Below are 15,227 nucleotides of genomic sequence, written 5' to 3' on the forward strand. Positions count from 1 at the left end.
GCATGAATAGGCGTCTGATTTCTGCCCATTTCTCGTCAAATTGTCGCTAAATTGTCACAATACACGGACGCCCTCTAACATAAGGGCGAGACGTTTGAGAGTATCCGCGTTAATTCTATCCGCTGCATTGTCTTTTACAGTCGTGGCGTCAGCTTCGGCTGGCATGCTGAACCAGGCTGAAAAATACACCGGACTGCATGAATCTAAAAACAACAAGAGTCTGAAGAATATTCTCGGGGCAAATCCCCGCAGTACACCTTGGTGCGGCCTTTTCCTGCATGCCGTCGCCAGCAAGGCGGGTCGGCAATCGCCCAAATCCTATGGATTTGCGAAATCCTGGACGTCGTTCGGTTACGCCGTTCCGGTGAACCAGGCCAAGCCGGGCGATGTGGTCGTCATCCGCAACGGACGCGGTTATCATGCCGGTATATTGAAGGGCATGAGCGGCAAGACCGCACAAATCCTCGGCGGCAATCAGTCTGGCCGGGTGCAGGTATCGAATTTCAATCGCAAGGCCATCGTGTCCGTCCGTCGCTGAAGATCGACCAGGAAACATTGCATCGCCATAAAGGCGGGCCATGGCCCGCCCTTTTTGTTTTAAGGCGCCTATGGCTGTTCCCTGACGCCGGGCGCTGCCTCGCGCTGGTCGTCGTCCTCAAGGTCCGTGGAGACGATAAAGGCGTCTTCATGCTGCCGGGCCGCCTGTCGGCGTGCACGCAGGTTCATGGATTCATCCGGATAAATCTCGCCCTGCCTGGATTTGAGTTCGCTGTCGGTTTCGAAATGCGCCACGTCCTCGTCGCGAATGTCGAGCGGCTTGCTGTCTTTATGTTTCGGCGCGTCCATGGATGATCCTCCGGGTTTCCAGCAGGGCAAACGATCAGCGGCGAGGACGGTTCCCAATTTTTGAGGAAACGCCGCTTCGCAATGGGGCAGAGCGGAACAATTTCTTGCCTTTTCTGTTTTTCTCTCGGCACAATTGAAACCGGCGCAACGAAAGAGGGAGGGCCGTTATGAACCATGATCGCGAAGCCGCAATCCGTGAAAAAGCGCGCGCAATATGGGAAAGGGAGGGACGGCCGGAGGGACACCACGAACGGCACTGGATAGAGGCGGAGCGGGAGATTGCCGCAAGCGCGAAAACCGTGAAGGCCAATGGCAAAGAAGGCGCGAAAAAGCCCGCTGCCGCCGCCAAGGCTACCGCAAAGAAGGCTCCAGTAGATAAGGCCCCGGCAAAAAAGGCAAAATCACCAGCAGTAAAATCTCTTCAGAAAGAGCAGAAGGCTGCAAGCCACGAAAAAGTCGATGACCTGACCGAGAGCCTTGAAGAAAGTTTTCCCGCCAGTGATCCACCGGCTCTCACAAACGCCACCAAGGCGACGAAGCGCGCGGTCAAGAAAAGCTGACGTTCATAACCGTGCTCTGGGCGGTATAAGTGATGCTCGGCCCGAATATGCGTGTCGAATGCGCCTTGCCCGGCACCGTGGCAGGGCGCGGCCGGTGATGGTCGTCAATTGCCTGAGAGCGTTTCTGTCAGCACGTTGATCAGCGCTCTCAGGCCGGATGATACATGGCGGCGTCCCGAGTAGTAGAGACATAGTCCCGGATAGACCGGACACCATTCTTCCAGAACGCGCTTGAGGCGACCATCTTCAAGTGCGTCTGTCGCAAGATGGTCGGGCACGAAAGCGATGCCTATTCCATCGATTGCCGCCTCCACCATCAGCGGTTGGTCGCTTAATGTGAGAGGTCCGGAAACATTGATCCTCTCCACCACGCCCAGACGTTCAAATTCCCATCGATAGATAGCACCGCTTTCAAACCGGAATCGGATGCAGTCGTGGTGATAGAGATCCTGCGGCACGACTGGATAGCCGCGTTGCTCGAAATATCCGGGCGACGCAACCGCAGCAAAGCGCACCTCCTTCATGACTGGGATCGCCACCATGTCTTTTGGCACGGCCTCCGCCAGCCGGATACCGGCATCGAAACCATCGGCAACGATATCACTGAGCCTGCCATCACTGACTATGTCGAGATGGACCTGAGGATATTCGCGCAGGAAGCGTGCGAGCACGGGCCGCAATATCAAGCGGATAGCGCCTTCACTGGCATTGATCCGAACGGTGCCGGTGGGAACGGGAGCATTACCCTCCAGCTCCTGAACGGCTTCTTCGATCGATGCCATTGCTGGCTTGAGTTTTGCGGCAAGGCGTTCTCCCGCCTCGGTCAAGGAGACGCTGCGGGTCGTTCGGTTGAAAAGGCGGACGTTCAAACGCTGTTCGAGAACCTTGATCGAATGGCTGATCGCCGAGGGCGTCATGTTGAGCTCGGTTGCGGCGCTGCGAAAACTGCGATGGGCCGCGACCGTCAGGAATGCGGCAAAGGCCGCCAGATCGTTCCCCTTGGATTGGTGAATTACTTTCATCATGTCATCAAGAATTGATCAGATTGTTTCGATAGTCAACGATCCATAAACTCGGCGCAGGGCGCAGCATTGCGAGGGGGGCAGCGACCGACTGGTCGCTTCCAGGGCCCCGAACCGCCAATTCCACCAGCGGCCCGCCAAAGAGAGGAAAAGTTGATGAAGATGAAAGCTGTCGTGATGACCGGGGCGAACCGCCCCTGGGAAGTTCAGGAGGTTCCCATTCCCAGGGCAGAGCCCGGACTGGTCCTTGTGAAAGTCCACGCCTCCGGCATGTGTTATACGGACGTATGGGCTACGAAGGGCGCTGGTGGCGACATCTATCCGCAGACCCCGGGTCACGAAGTGGTCGGCGAGATTGTCGAGGTCGGCGCGGGCGTGCACACGCGCAGGGTCGGAGACCGGGTTGGCACCACCTGGGTGCAATCCGCATGCGGTCGTTGCCCATATTGCCGCCAGAACCGCCCGTTGACCGGCCAGACCGCCATGAACTGCGATTCACCCAGAACGACCGGTTTCGCGACACAGGGCGGACACGCAGAGTATATTGCGATCTCTGCCGAAGGCACGGTGTTGTTGCCCGATGGGCTGGATTACGTGGATGCCGCACCCATGATGTGCGCCGGCTACACCACCTGGAGCGGCCTGCGTGATGCGTCGCCGAAGCCCGGTGAAAGGGTTGCTGTGCTGGGTATCGGCGGGCTGGGCCACGTCGCCCTGCAATTCTCCAAGGCCTGCGGCTTCGAGACCGTCGCGATCACGCATTCGCCGGACAAGCACAAGCTGGCGACCGATCTGGGTGCCGACATCGTTGTCGCCGATGGCGAGGCGTTGCTGGCGGCAGGCGGCGCAGACGTTCTTCTGGTCACGACCAACGACTTCGACACCGCCGTAAAGGCGATGGCCGGCATAAGGCCCGACGGGCGCATCGTCCTTTGCGGGCTCGACTTCAGCAAGCCGTTTTCGATTCCGTCCGACGGCAAGCCATTCCACATGATGCGCCAACGCGTGATTGGCTCCACGCATGGCGGACAGCATTACCTTGCCGAAATTCTCGACCTCGCCGCAAAAGGCAAGGTCAAGCCCATTGTCGAAACCTTCACGCTTGATCAGGCAACCGAGGCATATGACCGGCTATCCTCCGGCAAGATGCGGTTCCGCGGTGTGTTCTTACCCTCGCAGGGCAAGTAGTTTTAAAGTTAGAGCAATTCCGGCGACCGTTTCGAACGCAGTTTGCGTTTACGGATCAAGTGCCACCACAGCGATGAGAAGACCCGCGGGATTCACCAACCTACGGGTCTTTCACTTTACGGAGGGAGTGTGCTTGTGGCGAGCCCTTTGAGGTAGCTGGCGGCTGGCTGTACCCATTCCGCGCCGGGTATTTTAGAAAGAGCAGGCACGAGATTCACTGTCATCGTAGTGACGATTAGAAGCGCGACGCCAGCGACGGCTTGCTTTCTGACGTCGGTTGCCACGTCCTTTGCGAAACGGAAAGAAGATCGCATTACGGCGGCGAAAAAGTTTTCGATCGTCCTGGCAAGGGAAAGTACGTCACGATTGTCAGGGTTTTGGCCGTCTGCCCACAAGGATACCGTCTTCAAGGCGTCCCCGACTTCAGGCGCCACCGTTTGATGATTGCGTAACCCCACGACGAGCTCGCGGGTGCCATCGATCATTGCGTCTACAGTTCCTTGCGTAACCTTCAGAGCGGCAGCATTTTCACAGTAGATCCGCCAGTCTTCGAATTGCGAGAGAGCGTCAGACACCATTTCAATATGTCCGAGCAAAAGCGCGGCCAGTGTCGATGAGAGTTCCTCAATTTCTGAGTTTACTATTCGTCCGCAAAGTTGCGCTTTCTGGCCGATTTGAACGATGTTCTTATGTGCCCCTAATGTCGCTTGAAGCGATGCAAACGCGTCTCGAAGTCTAGGCGACACGTTCGTGCCTTCTAGATCGGCCAAGACATAGGCGCCATGATCCACTGCAGATGCGATAGCTGATTCAGCAAAATTTCGTTCGCGTTCACCAAATCTCAATGGCTGGTCAATCACGACCAAAATGTCATTTTGGTATTCAAATTGAAATGCTGCGGTTTTTTGGCCGGGCGTTGATTCCAGCAGGTCGTCAGGCGCGACTTGGTTGAGGCCGATCTTCAAGCCAGACGTGAGTCGCGAGAGGAAGGCGCTATCTTCGAAGATATCGGCCAATACTCTATGTAATGGGTCTGATGTCGGTAAATTCGATTTTGCGCGAGCCGCAGCCTCACCCAATTGGTCGATCTGTAAATCTAGCGCCTGCACTTCCTCGAAGTTTAAAACATCGGGCTTGGAAGATAATCTACGGATATTTGCTCTTAGGTGAGAAAAGCGCGCCAGCATGCCACGAACAGATTCAGGGTTAGATGATGCTGATCGAATCTCACCCTCTGAACGCCGCAGTCGTGCGTCCAGCTCACGTAGAATATTCTGGAGTCTGTCCGTTTTCATTCCACCATCGCGCTCACGAGACTTGCGCCACTATACGCCAACGGAACAATAGAAGTCACAACGCCGTTAATAGCACGGCGTTTTCCACAGGAGAATGCGACCCGAAGCGGGAAGGGGTTATGAGGAATTTTTCAGCGGTATCAAAATCTTCTAGTAATAAGATATTTACAAGAAGAAATGGCTCCCCGGGCCGGATTCGAACCGGCGACCTGTCGATTAACAGTCGAATGCTCTACCGCTGAGCTACCAGGGAACGTGCGCTGCTTGGCGCGGTGTGAGCGGGGTAATACAAATGCTTTTCCGATTTGCCAAGCGGTTTTTTCAAAAAAAACGCATTCCTCTTGTTTTATATCGCCGGAGTCCCGATTTTCCGGGCTTATCGCCTGTGAAAAAATTATCCACAGGCTGGATGCAAAAGGGCAGGATGGAATGAAATTCGGTATGGACCACAGAACGGGTCGCCTCAATCTCGGAAAATGGAGCCTCGCCATGCCGCGTTCGCGCGTCGGCAGGATCGTCACGGGTTCGGCGCTGGTCGTGGGCGGAACGCTTGGATTCCTGCCCATCCTCGGTTTCTGGATGATTCCGCTTGGCCTGATCGTACTTTCCCAGGATTTGCCGGCGGTACGCCGCAGACGGCGACGGCTGGCAGTGTGGTGGGCATCGCGACAGAACCGCCGCGAGGCCCGCGATAAAGGCCGCCAGTAGCCGCTCAGCCGCCGATGGAGCTGCTGATGCCCTGACCGGCCCAGAAGGCCGCATAGGCAAGCGCCGTGAAGTAGATGGCCGTCAGGCCAAGGAAGAGATAGCCGCCAAGCACCGTGATGCCATCCCGCTGGATCATGCCCGCCGAAAAAAGGAGGATGGCGATGCCCGGCAGCGTGTTGGAGAAGGGAATGAAGCCGAGCGGCATCATCAGCAGGACACCCGCTGTCATCAGGGCAAGGCCGTTTATCCTGTTGGCGACGATGCCCGTCGTTAGCGCTGGAATGCGCGGCCGGATGAAGCGATCGAGCTTGGACACGATAGCGACACCCTTTTGCAGCGCTGGCACAAGCTTTGCCGTTTCCATCTGCCGGTCGAGAATTTTGGCGGGAAGCCACGGCAGGCGATTGAGCGTGATCGCCAGGCTCACGAGAATGATTGCGGCACCGAAGACGGTGCTGACACCGGGAATGGACACCGGTATGAGGAAGGGCAGAGAGGCAATCGCGCAGATGAGCAACAGGCCCTGTTCGCCAATCGCCTCCATCAGCTCGCGCAATGTGATCGTCTGCCCCTGCAGTTTTCCTATCAGTTTCTCGAGCGTGGTGCTGAGCTTTTCAGACGTATCAGTGAATGCGAATTCGTTAGACATGCCGCTTCCCGGAAGTTGTTTTAACTCCGGGTTTGATAACATTCATCCGACCCGATGCCTATCACCGATAGAAATCGGCATCTTCGCCGTCTGTCGCGTCGTTCGCCTTTGTTAGTGCGAAACCCAGCTGCTGTAAGCACCGGCGAGAAGAACCACCAGCAGGATGACAAGTATGACCGGGTTGATCGACGTAATGAAGCCGACATAGTCCATGATAACTTCCTCCTCTTTCTTCCAAGCCTTATTCTATCGCAAAAACAGAGATTTATCTACCATAGGGTGAAATTTCGCATCGCAGCAACCTGTTGCCGCTAGGGGCTGGAATTGTTTGTTTTTCCTGTTTTCCGCAATGCAAAAATAAATCTCTCCATATTTGCCCCAACATTTGCCATTGTCGTACGTTGTCTCTAAATCGTGATGGGGTGATGGGCTGAAACGCCGGTGCCCTGCCGACAAACCGCCGCTGAGTTGCCTTGGCTCCCGCCTTGCCTTCGATCTACGCTGATCTTCCCCGGGGACATGAAATGCTGAAAAACATCTATGCTTGGACGATGGCGCTTGCCGCCCGCAAGACGGCCGTGTGGTGGCTGGCGATCGTGGCTTTCGTGGAAAGCTCCGTCTTTGTCGTGCCGGCGGATGTGCTTTTCCTGCCCATGGTGCTGGCGAAGCCGAAGAAGGCGATGTTTTATGCATTTGTTGCCACAGTCGCCTCCGTTCTCGGCGGCATCGCCGGCTGGTTCCTCGGCCATTACGCTTTCGAAAGCATTGCAAGGCCCATTCTGGAATTTTACGGCAAGCTCGACAGCTTCGAGCATCTCAAGAACTCGGTGGACTATGAGACCATCGTTCTCCTGCTGGTGACATCCGGGCTTGCGCATCTGCCGCCGATCAAGGTCGTGACGATCCTCTCGGGTGCGGCCAATATCAGCCTCGGCCTGTTCATTCTTTCCGCCGTCGTCACGCGTGGTGCGCGCTTTTTCATTCTCGCCGGACTGCTGCAGAAATACGGCGAGTCGGTGCGCCATTTCATCGAAAAACGCCTCGGCGTCATCACGGCTGCGGCTGCCGCTGCGCTCATCGCGATCTATGCGGTTTACGTTTTCGTGCGTTGACCACGCGAAAATATCTACTCTTACAATACTGTCGCATAACTTTCAGCCTACTGTCAGAATCCGCCTGTATCGGTTCCCTTGTCGAATAAGGGAACCATTTTATTATGCGAAGATTCTGGAAGTGCTCCTTTTGGGGCATGGGTATTGCTGTGCTTGCCACAGGCGGTTATCTCTACGCCATCCAGCTTCTCGGCAACTTCCACGAGGTGCTGGCTGGGCAGCTTTATCGCTCCAACCAGCCGAGCGTTGAAGAACTTGTTCGCTACACCAAGGAAAATGGCATCAGAACTGTCATCAACCTGCGCGGCCCGAATGAATCAAAGGCCTGGTATCAGGACGAAATTAGAACAGCGCGCGAGCTTGGACTGAACCATATCGATTTTGGCATGTCGGCAAGCCGGGAACTCAATATGAACGAGGTGAATCAGCTGGTCGCCATCATGCGCGATGCACCGAAACCCATCCTCATTCATTGCAAGGCCGGTGCGGACAGGACGGGTCTCGCAACCGCGCTCTATCTCAGCCGCATAGCGCTTCTCGGCGAAAAAGAGGCTGAAAGCCAGCTTTCCATCCGCTACGGCCACGTCGGCATCCCCTATCTGTCGGCAACCTATGCCATGGACCGGACATGGGAAAATGTGGAAGACATGCCGATCACCGCCGACTTCGCCGTTGCCTCCAACGAGTTCTGAAGGCGGGTCGGTCGGAACTCCTGCCGCAACTTGATTATTCAGCTGCAGCTGCCGCCGCCTTGGTTGAACAGGCCACCTAGGCAGCTGCGAAGCCGTCGGCATAGGCCGGGTAAATTCACAAAGTCCGGGCATGTATTTGGATCACGTGGCGTGACATTTGCAGCAAGCCCGTCTCGAAAACAGGGTTATAAGGTTGCTCAGTCGCGTCCGGTATCGGGTGTCCATCCACGCGTATAGCCTTTTCCCATGATCGCAACCGCGAGGGAAAGCTGTTCCTGCAAATGCTCGATTTCGCCGAGAAGGGCCTCGACAGCCGCCTTCGCATCGCCGTCATGACACTGGATGACATATCCCGCTATGTCGTCCGGTCGTATGGGAGTGATTTTTTCAGCGTCGGGCATAATGGATGACCTCTCTTTTGTTCACTAAATGTTCTAATTTTAGCGGAGAGTCAACAAGGCAGTGCGCGCTGTCTCTCGACGACCGACGGCTTTACAATCGAGTTCATATTTTCAGGGATTTAACCCGTGAATGCGCTCGAACATAAATGGAATGCTCGAAAGCGAGATGGGCAGAACGGGGGATTTGAACCCGAGGCCTCCGGGGCCGGTGACGCGGAAGCAAGCGTTAATGAACCGATGGATCTTCGCCGTCCAGAAAGCTGCGAATCCCATCTTTTTCGCAAGTTGCCAGGAATTCCTCCCAGGCGTCCTTATCGGTAGCGAAAGGTTCGTCCCACGTGGTGACATCGTCGTGCTCGCTGATAACCTCGAGCGTCCAGTCCTGCTGGGTGCCAGCGGGACGGTGGATATCAACCAGGACCGTGATGCCGTCGTCTTCAAACTCGCCTGAGAATTCTGAGTGTTCGATTTTCGTTTTTTTGGCCATCTCGGCACGCCTCATTCTCAGTTTTGGATAAACACACACCCGAACCGGTCTTAGTAATTCGCGCCTGGCGCTGACCGCAGGAGGGCTAAAACAAATATAGCCAGCTCTGGGGGAACTGGCTATCTATCTGTTTTTACTGGTCGGAGCGGCGGGATTCGAACCCACGACCCCTTGACCCCCAGTCAAGTGCGCTACCGGGCTGCGCTACGCTCCGAACCTGAAAGCCGTTTATATATAAGCCTGTTAGGGCGCAAGCGGAAAATCGTCTTTTCTCAAAAAAAGGAACAATGGATGTGGACGAGGGGAAGGGGAAAAGGCTCGGCCATCCTGGCGATGGGTAGCCCGTCAAACGCCTGACACATCACCTTTCCATCATTGCGGGAACCTGCCGTGGTCTTTGGCGTTCAAACGCAGCGGAACTGAAACTCAGGGAGATGAATATGTCTGAACTCGTCGTTGTTGGTTTTGACGGAACGGAAGAGGCCGATCGGGTCCTTCTGAAGCTTGCAAGCCTGAAAAAGGAATATCTGGTCGATCTGGAAGATGCCGTGGTCGTGGTTCGCGATGAAAACGGCAAGGTGCATCTGAAGCAGAGCGTCAATCTCACCGCGCTCGGCGCAAGCTCGGGTTTTCTGTCCGGCGGTCTCTGGGGCGGCCTTGTTGGCCTGCTGTTCCTCAATCCCCTGGCGGGATTTGCCATTGGTGGCGCGATTGGCGCGGGCACGGGCGCGCTTGCGGGGTCGCTGACGGATTTCGGCATTGACGACGATTTCATCAAATCGCTTGGCGAGACCATCCCGAACGGTTCTTCGGCACTCTTCGTGCTGATCCGCAAGGTGCAACCGGAAAAGGTGCTGGCGGAACTGGAAGGGCTGCGCGGGCGGGTCATCAAAACCTCGCTGTCGCCAGAGCAGGAAGCGCAACTGCAAAAGGCGCTTTCCGGTGGAACCGAACAGGCCGCTGCCGCGCCCGCCGCGTGAAGCGGGTAGATAAAGAGATGGCTGCGACATGATCCATGTCGCAGCCATTTCTCGACATAATCCGGAAACGCTCGCTTATACCGTCAGCGTGCCATCTTTCGCCTGTGGCCAGGTGAGGTAATAATAACGGCTGCCGACGCTGCCAAAAAAAGCATTGTCGCCGGAAATGCGGTCGACATAGGCGCCGCCAGCGCTCTTGGTATAGGCCGAGCCATCGCGTTTGAGGTGGTCCTTCAGAAAATCGCTCCAGCCCGTTGTTGCGATTTCCGATGCCGGTTTGGACGTGGTCTTCTTGTCGGCCTCCACATCCCATGCCTTTATCTGTACGCCTTCCGCCGGATCGGAGACGGTGAGCGTTCCCTTGGCAAGCGCTTCCAGCATCGCCTTGGCCTGTCCGGACTTGTCCGCATCCTTGGACAGTTCTTCCAGCGTCTCTTTCAATTCCTTCATGAAATCGGCCTGGGTAATATCCCCGGACGATACCGTGCTCGTATCGTCGGTCTGCGTGTCGTCGTCGGAGGTCTGGCCATATTGGGCCAGAAGCTGCGTCAGCCTCGCATTGGTGGAAGACGAGGAGGAGGTGTCGACCCCGTAGGAAGCGAGCAGTGCCGTTCGTGGTGACGAGGAAGTGGTTGCCGCGGAATTGTCTTCCTGCTCCCTGATGGCCTTGAGGGCGAGCTTTGTGGCGGTGAGGCGTGTGGAAAGGTCGATGGAGGAGACCATTTTTCTAACTGTTCCATGATCGGCTCCGATACGCATCATTCGTACCGAACCGGCTCGGCGCGGATCCTCGATCCCGCCTTTCGTCCTCTCTCATAAGAAGACCGGGTGCATCCCACGCCGTTTCTGGCTTGGATTGCACCCGGTCTAATGGCCGGACTTTGCGCGACGCTTGCGTCTTAATTTTCCTGAACGGAAACGCCGTTCGGGCCGATATTCATCTCGATCCCCTTCGGCTTGCTTTCCTCGTGCCAGACATAAGCTCCGAGCCCGACAAGAACGACCAGAAGTGCGCCGATAATGAGATAGAGATTATTGGTCTGCGTCATAAGATGTTTCCCCGTGTGACAACATAATCGGGGGCTAAACGCATGAAATAGCGCAGGGTTCCGTAAGGGTAAGTATTTTAGGAGTTGCTTCTGCTGCGGCGCAGGCTTTCGCGTTTTTCGAGCGCCATGCATCCCCACAATATGCCGAGCAGCAGGAAGAAATGCCGCCAGTGGTCGGTATCGATGACGGCGCCGATCATGACATGGCCGACGAAAGTCACCCAGGAAATGATCAGGAACGGCTGCCAGGGCCGCTGGCGCAGCAGATTCCTGAAACCAGCGGCGATGGTCCAGCAGATCAGCGTGAGATAGATGACGAAACCGAACCAGCCATGCGTGGTCAGGCTTTTCAGCCAGATATTATGTTCGGCGGCGGGAAAGATATTGTCGAAGACCAGGGGCCCGATGCCGAGCGGATGCTCCATCGCCATCAGGAAACCGAGATAATGGCGGGCAAAACGCCCGAGATGGCCGCCATCATAGGATTGCACCGCCGAGGCGCGACTGGAGAACAGATCCGCCACCTGCTTGAACTGCAGCGCGATGATGACGGCCGCAACCATCAAGGCGACGGCGACAAGAAACAGCACGAGGATTTTCAGACGGAACGCGGCGGTGCGTTCCTTCAGCAGCATGACGAAAACCAGAAGGACCGCCGAAAACAGGAACAGGCCCCAGGCCGCGCGCGAAAACGACAGGAAGACGCCGAGCGACAGTATGAGCAGGCCGACGATCCGCCACGGCGCATGCATCGCCTTGCCGGTCAGCAGGCCGTAGATCAGGTAAAGCGAGGGTGTCACCAGAAAGGGACCGAAGACGTTCGGGTCCTGAAAGGCGCCTTTGGCGCGATCGTAAAGGGTGAAGACCTCGAAACCGGGAAGAGCGTGGAAATAGCCGATGATGCCAAGCAGGGAGGTAATCAGCGCCGCCGCGAGCCAGGCCCGGAAAATCAAAAGCAGACGCTGATATTTATCCTCGATGATCGCCGCATAAAAAACCGAGGTCAGCGCCAGAAAGGTCGATACGGCGAGATAAAGCGGTCCCTCGTCCAGATCGGCCATGGTGGTGAGCGAAAGATAACCGCCGACGTTAAAGGCAAGCAGCAGGCACAAAAGCAGCACGACGGTTCGTGAAAGGCGCAAGCCCAGCAGGAACCAGATGGCCACCTGCCCAACCATCATCACCTCGTATGGCGCGGGCTCCGAAATCACGAAACCGGAAAGAAACACGCCGAAAGCGATAAAAAACGCACCGACCAGCCGCATGGCGGCAAGCGGCGCGTCGAAATCAGGGGCGTGCTGGTAGCCGGTGTGGGTCAATAGGCATTTTCCGATTTGAGCAGTCGGATCGGCGTCAGGAACAGGATCTTGAGATCGAAGAACAGCGACCAGTTCTCGATGTAATAAAGGTCGTATTCGGTGCGGAACTTGATCTTGTCGCCGTGGTCGATCTCACCGCGCCAGCCGTTGATCTGCGCCCAGCCGGTAACGCCGGGCTTGACCTTGTGGCGTGCGAAATAATGCTCCACCACTTCGGTATATTTCAGGTCGCCCGTCTGGGCATGGACGGCGTGGGGGCGTGGTCCTACCAGCGAAAGATCGCCGTAAAGCACGTTGAAAAGCTGCGGCAGCTCATCCATCGAGGATTTACGCAGGAAGCGGCCGACCGGCGTGACGCGCGGATCGTTCTTCGTGACAGCCTTTTTTGCGGTCGGATCGCTGAGTTCCGTATACATGGAACGGAACTTCCAGACATTGATCGTCTCGTTATTGAAGCCGTGGCGCTTCTGCTTGAAGAGGACGGGGCCTTTGGACGTTGCCTTGACGGCGATGCCCGCGCCCAGCATCACCGGCCACAAAAGCGCAATGCCGATCAGGCTGAAGGTGATGTCGAATATCCGTTTCGCCACCGAATCCCAGTCGCGGATCGGCTTGTCGAACACATCGAGCATCGGCACATTGCCCACATGCGAATAGGCACGCGGACGGAAACGCAATTTGTTGGCATGAGCCGCGATGCGGATATCGACCGGCAGCACCCAGAGCTTGCGCAGCAGCTGGAGAATGCGTGCCTCTGCGCTGAGCGGCAGGGCGATGATCAGCATGTCGAGCTTCGTCAGGCGGGCAAATTCCACCAGCTCCGCGAAGGTGCCGAGTTTGGGATATCCGGCGACCACTTCGGGCGAGCGCTCGCTTTTGCGGTCGTCGAAAATGCCGCAGATGCGGATGTCGTTGTCCGATTGCTGCTCCAGCGAGCGGATGAGGTCTTTCGCCGTATCGCCGCCGCCAACGATGACGGCGCGGCGTTCCATGACGCCGTTGCGCCCCCAGTGGCGAATGGCAAAGCCGAGGACGAGCCGTCCGGTGAAAATCGCGATTGCGCTCGTGGCATACCAGATGCCGAAAGCCTGCCAGGAATGCAGCGCGTCGGGGAAAAGGGAAAGGAGGAAACAGGCGACGCCGACGAAGGAAAGGCAGACGGCGCCCTGAATGCGGGCGAACATTTTAAGCGGCGTGCGCAGCGTCGGAAGCTGGTAGCAGTCTCCCGCCTGCAGCAGGAACACGCAGAGCGCCGCACCCAGCACGCCAGTGCCGAAAACCGCGAGAAATGTCTCGAGGCCGCGATCGGCGGCAATGCCGTTGACGATGGCGGCGATGACCACGAGCATCGAAAATTCCAGCAGCCGCAACTGGCCGATGACCATGTTCGGGGAATGGTTGCCGACGCGCAGCTGATTGGCGATCTGCCGCGCAAGTGGATTGAGAACGACCGTCTCGGACGCCGATGGCTCCCCGGCGTCACGCTCGGAGATCTGCTTGCGCAACGACGCCAGATCGAATTGCAGTCTGTCCTTGTCAGCCTTGGTCATTGCTTGGTCCGCACCCTCTAGCGCATCGGCCCGAAAACCGGAATCGGTCTTCGACAGGAACGATGCGCAACTTCAAAGTGGTAGAGTGTCCTCATGTAGCATCCGGATGGATGCACGCACTCTACGAGCAGGAAACTAGCCGAAACATGCTAAGAAACGTTTATGATGAGTTTTTCAGAAGAGTGGAATATACAATTAAAAATCGTGGTTTTGAAACGTTTCTAGGACGAAAGCAGGTCGCGATAGAGCTTCATCATGTCATCGGCCATGACCGGGGTTGAAAATTTCGCCTTGAAGCTGTCGGGGAGGGGCATCACCCGTTTTGCCCAGCCGTCGTTTTCGGCGTCCTTGACCATGATCTGCGCCAGCGCATCGGCATCTCCGGCCGGAACGAGCGCCTCGCTGTCCTCACCCAGAACCTCGGCAATGCCGCCGACATGTGAGGCGATGACGGTTTTACCCGCCGCGAGCGCTTCCAGAACGATATAGGGCATGGCTTCGGCGCGGGAGGGAACCACCACTGTCGGCGCCAGTTGGAAAGCCTGTCTGGCGGGCATGGCGGCATGCATTGAAATGCGTTGGGAAAGCCCGGCCTTTTCGATCATCGCCGCATATTTATCCCTGTCCGGCCCGTCACCGACGATCACGCCGGACATGGGCCTTCCGATGCTGCGCTCCATGCTCGCAAATGCCTTGATGAAGACATCCGGCCCCTTCAGGTCACGCAGCATGCCGATATAAAGGAAGCGCGCAGCACCCTCGCGCGTGGGCACGGCCTCGAACTCGCTTTCCTGCACGCCGTTATAGATCATCGCCGTGCGGTGCGTGGCTTGCCAACCTTTGCTTCGTAAGTCGCCTGCTCGAAATTGCAGACGAAACAGAGCGCGTCGGTAAAGCGCTCCTGAAACCGCTCGAGCCGCAGGAACAGCTGCCCCTTCAGGCTCTTTCGGTCATAGTGCAGGCTGCCGCCATGCGGCGAATAGAGGCGGGCTACGCGATACCTGTTTGCCCGCAGCAATGAGCCGATCAGCCGGGCCAATGCGCCACCCTTGGCGCTGTGCCCGTGCAGAATGTCCGGCCGCAAACTTTTGATATGGTTATAGGACTTGAGAAGGGCGGGCAGATCGCCAGGGCTGATCGACCTTTTGATGGGAAGGCGGGTCAATCCCAGCTCCAGCAACGGGGCGATCTGCGCGAAAAGCCGTTCCTCATGGGCGCCGCCGGTGGAGCTGTCGCAGAGGATGCCGACCTTGTGACCCTGTTTGACATGTTCTTCGATCAGGTCGCGTACATGGCGGAAGACACCGCCGACGGGCGATCGGAAACAGTGAATGATGCGCAGGGGAGGGCCGTCATCCGACATCTATGC

General features: G+C 56.9%; 17 protein-coding genes, 2 tRNA genes and 1 pseudogene. 7 read left to right on the forward strand and 13 right to left on the reverse strand.

Going from position 1 to position 15,227, the window contains the following annotated elements; translation table 11 throughout:
• Positions 1-94: 94 nt before the first annotated feature.
• Positions 95-538, forward strand: coding sequence for a TIGR02594 family protein (locus AGR13A_RS05775; RefSeq protein ID WP_035217751.1), 444 nt, complete (start codon positions 95-97; stop codon positions 536-538).
• A gap of 68 nt (positions 539-606) precedes the next feature.
• Here AGR13A_RS05775 and AGR13A_RS05780 read toward each other — a convergent pair whose 3' ends face one another.
• The gene (locus AGR13A_RS05780; protein WP_080834144.1) at positions 607-846 is read right to left on the reverse strand and encodes a hypothetical protein; all 240 of its coding nucleotides are present in this window, start codon (positions 844-846) and stop codon (positions 607-609) included.
• Positions 847-1,013: 167 nt separating this feature from the next.
• On the opposite strand from AGR13A_RS05780, the gene AGR13A_RS05785 reads away from it, so the two are divergent.
• Positions 1,014-1,406 carry a DUF2934 domain-containing protein gene (locus tag AGR13A_RS05785; protein ID WP_035217749.1) on the forward strand — a complete coding sequence of 131 codons (393 nt, stop codon included), beginning with the start codon at positions 1,014-1,016 and terminating at the stop codon, positions 1,404-1,406.
• Between the two features lie 104 nt (positions 1,407-1,510).
• Here the strand turns inward: AGR13A_RS05785 and AGR13A_RS05790 are convergent, their stop codons facing one another.
• Entirely contained in the window at positions 1,511-2,431 is a 921-nt protein-coding gene (locus AGR13A_RS05790) for a LysR family transcriptional regulator (RefSeq protein ID WP_080834146.1), read from the reverse strand.
• A 153-nt stretch (positions 2,432-2,584) separates the two neighbouring features.
• Between AGR13A_RS05790 and AGR13A_RS05795 the strand changes: the two genes are divergently transcribed.
• Positions 2,585-3,616, forward strand: a complete 1,032-nt coding sequence (locus tag AGR13A_RS05795) for an alcohol dehydrogenase catalytic domain-containing protein (protein ID WP_308400173.1) — start codon at positions 2,585-2,587, stop codon at positions 3,614-3,616.
• A 116-nt stretch (positions 3,617-3,732) separates the two neighbouring features.
• Here the strand turns inward: AGR13A_RS05795 and AGR13A_RS05800 are convergent, their stop codons facing one another.
• Both AGR13A_RS05800 and AGR13A_RS05805 read right to left on the reverse strand, forming a co-directional pair.
• Positions 3,733-4,911, reverse strand: a complete 1,179-nt coding sequence (locus AGR13A_RS05800; RefSeq protein WP_139786021.1) for a hypothetical protein — start codon at positions 4,909-4,911, stop codon at positions 3,733-3,735.
• A 178-nt stretch (positions 4,912-5,089) separates the two neighbouring features.
• A tRNA-Asn gene (locus AGR13A_RS05805) sits at positions 5,090-5,164 on the reverse strand.
• 176 nt (positions 5,165-5,340) lie between these two features.
• On the opposite strand from AGR13A_RS05805, the gene AGR13A_RS05810 reads away from it, so the two are divergent.
• Positions 5,341-5,619 carry a hypothetical protein gene (locus tag AGR13A_RS05810; protein ID WP_080834149.1) on the forward strand — a complete coding sequence of 93 codons (279 nt, stop codon included), beginning with the start codon at positions 5,341-5,343 and terminating at the stop codon, positions 5,617-5,619.
• Positions 5,620-5,623: 4 nt separating this feature from the next.
• Here the strand turns inward: AGR13A_RS05810 and AGR13A_RS05815 are convergent, their stop codons facing one another.
• Positions 5,624-6,268 (reverse strand): exopolysaccharide biosynthesis protein, encoded by a 645-nt coding sequence (locus AGR13A_RS05815; protein WP_080834150.1) that lies wholly within the window; start codon positions 6,266-6,268, stop codon positions 5,624-5,626.
• A gap of 524 nt (positions 6,269-6,792) precedes the next feature.
• On the opposite strand from AGR13A_RS05815, the gene AGR13A_RS05820 reads away from it, so the two are divergent.
• Both AGR13A_RS05820 and AGR13A_RS05825 read left to right on the forward strand, forming a co-directional pair.
• The gene (locus AGR13A_RS05820) at positions 6,793-7,380 is read left to right on the forward strand and encodes a YqaA family protein (protein ID WP_080834152.1); all 588 of its coding nucleotides are present in this window, start codon (positions 6,793-6,795) and stop codon (positions 7,378-7,380) included.
• Positions 7,381-7,517: 137 nt separating this feature from the next.
• The gene (locus tag AGR13A_RS05825) at positions 7,518-8,072 is read left to right on the forward strand and encodes a dual specificity protein phosphatase family protein (protein ID WP_167377419.1); all 555 of its coding nucleotides are present in this window, start codon (positions 7,518-7,520) and stop codon (positions 8,070-8,072) included.
• A gap of 197 nt (positions 8,073-8,269) precedes the next feature.
• On the opposite strand, the gene AGR13A_RS05830 is transcribed toward AGR13A_RS05825, so the two are convergent.
• The 3 genes from AGR13A_RS05830 to AGR13A_RS05840 all read right to left on the reverse strand — a co-directional run bounded on the left by AGR13A_RS05830 (position 8,270) and on the right by AGR13A_RS05840 (position 9,174).
• Complete coding sequence (locus AGR13A_RS05830; protein ID WP_080834156.1) at positions 8,270-8,473, reverse strand: hypothetical protein; 204 nt, start codon at positions 8,471-8,473, stop codon at positions 8,270-8,272.
• A gap of 226 nt (positions 8,474-8,699) precedes the next feature.
• The gene (locus AGR13A_RS05835) at positions 8,700-8,960 is read right to left on the reverse strand and encodes a hypothetical protein (RefSeq protein ID WP_035217731.1); all 261 of its coding nucleotides are present in this window, start codon (positions 8,958-8,960) and stop codon (positions 8,700-8,702) included.
• 137 nt (positions 8,961-9,097) lie between these two features.
• A tRNA-Pro gene (locus tag AGR13A_RS05840) sits at positions 9,098-9,174 on the reverse strand.
• 226 nt (positions 9,175-9,400) lie between these two features.
• On the opposite strand from AGR13A_RS05840, the gene AGR13A_RS05845 reads away from it, so the two are divergent.
• Positions 9,401-9,940 carry a DUF1269 domain-containing protein gene (locus AGR13A_RS05845; protein ID WP_080836604.1) on the forward strand — a complete coding sequence of 180 codons (540 nt, stop codon included), beginning with the start codon at positions 9,401-9,403 and terminating at the stop codon, positions 9,938-9,940.
• A gap of 75 nt (positions 9,941-10,015) precedes the next feature.
• Here the strand turns inward: AGR13A_RS05845 and AGR13A_RS05850 are convergent, their stop codons facing one another.
• From AGR13A_RS05850 to uppD, 5 genes and pseudogenes are all read right to left on the reverse strand, one after another.
• Positions 10,016-10,663: a hypothetical protein gene (locus tag AGR13A_RS05850; RefSeq protein ID WP_208612404.1), complete on the reverse strand. Its 648-nt coding sequence runs from the start codon at positions 10,661-10,663 to the stop codon at positions 10,016-10,018.
• Positions 10,664-10,839: 176 nt separating this feature from the next.
• On the reverse strand, positions 10,840-10,989 hold the full coding sequence (locus AGR13A_RS24500) for a hypothetical protein (protein WP_003496532.1): 150 nt from the start codon (positions 10,987-10,989) through the stop codon (positions 10,840-10,842).
• A 77-nt stretch (positions 10,990-11,066) separates the two neighbouring features.
• On the reverse strand, positions 11,067-12,308 hold the full coding sequence (gene uppF / locus AGR13A_RS05855) for a polysaccharide biosynthesis O-antigen ligase family protein UppF (protein ID WP_080834160.1): 1,242 nt from the start codon (positions 12,306-12,308) through the stop codon (positions 11,067-11,069).
• Entirely contained in the window at positions 12,305-13,858 is a 1,554-nt protein-coding gene (gene uppE, locus AGR13A_RS05860; protein ID WP_080834162.1) for a polysaccharide biosynthesis glycosyltransferase UppE, read from the reverse strand. Before uppE ends, uppF begins: the two co-directional genes overlap by 4 nt.
• Positions 13,859-14,079: 221 nt before the next feature.
• Positions 14,080-15,221 (reverse strand): annotated as a pseudogene (uppD, locus tag AGR13A_RS05865) (polysaccharide biosynthesis type 4 glycosyltransferase UppD).
• Between the last annotated feature and the right edge of the window lie 6 nt (positions 15,222-15,227).

The organism is Agrobacterium genomosp. 13 str. CFBP 6927 (assembly GCA_900012615.1).
GTDB lineage: Bacteria > Pseudomonadota > Alphaproteobacteria > Rhizobiales > Rhizobiaceae > Agrobacterium.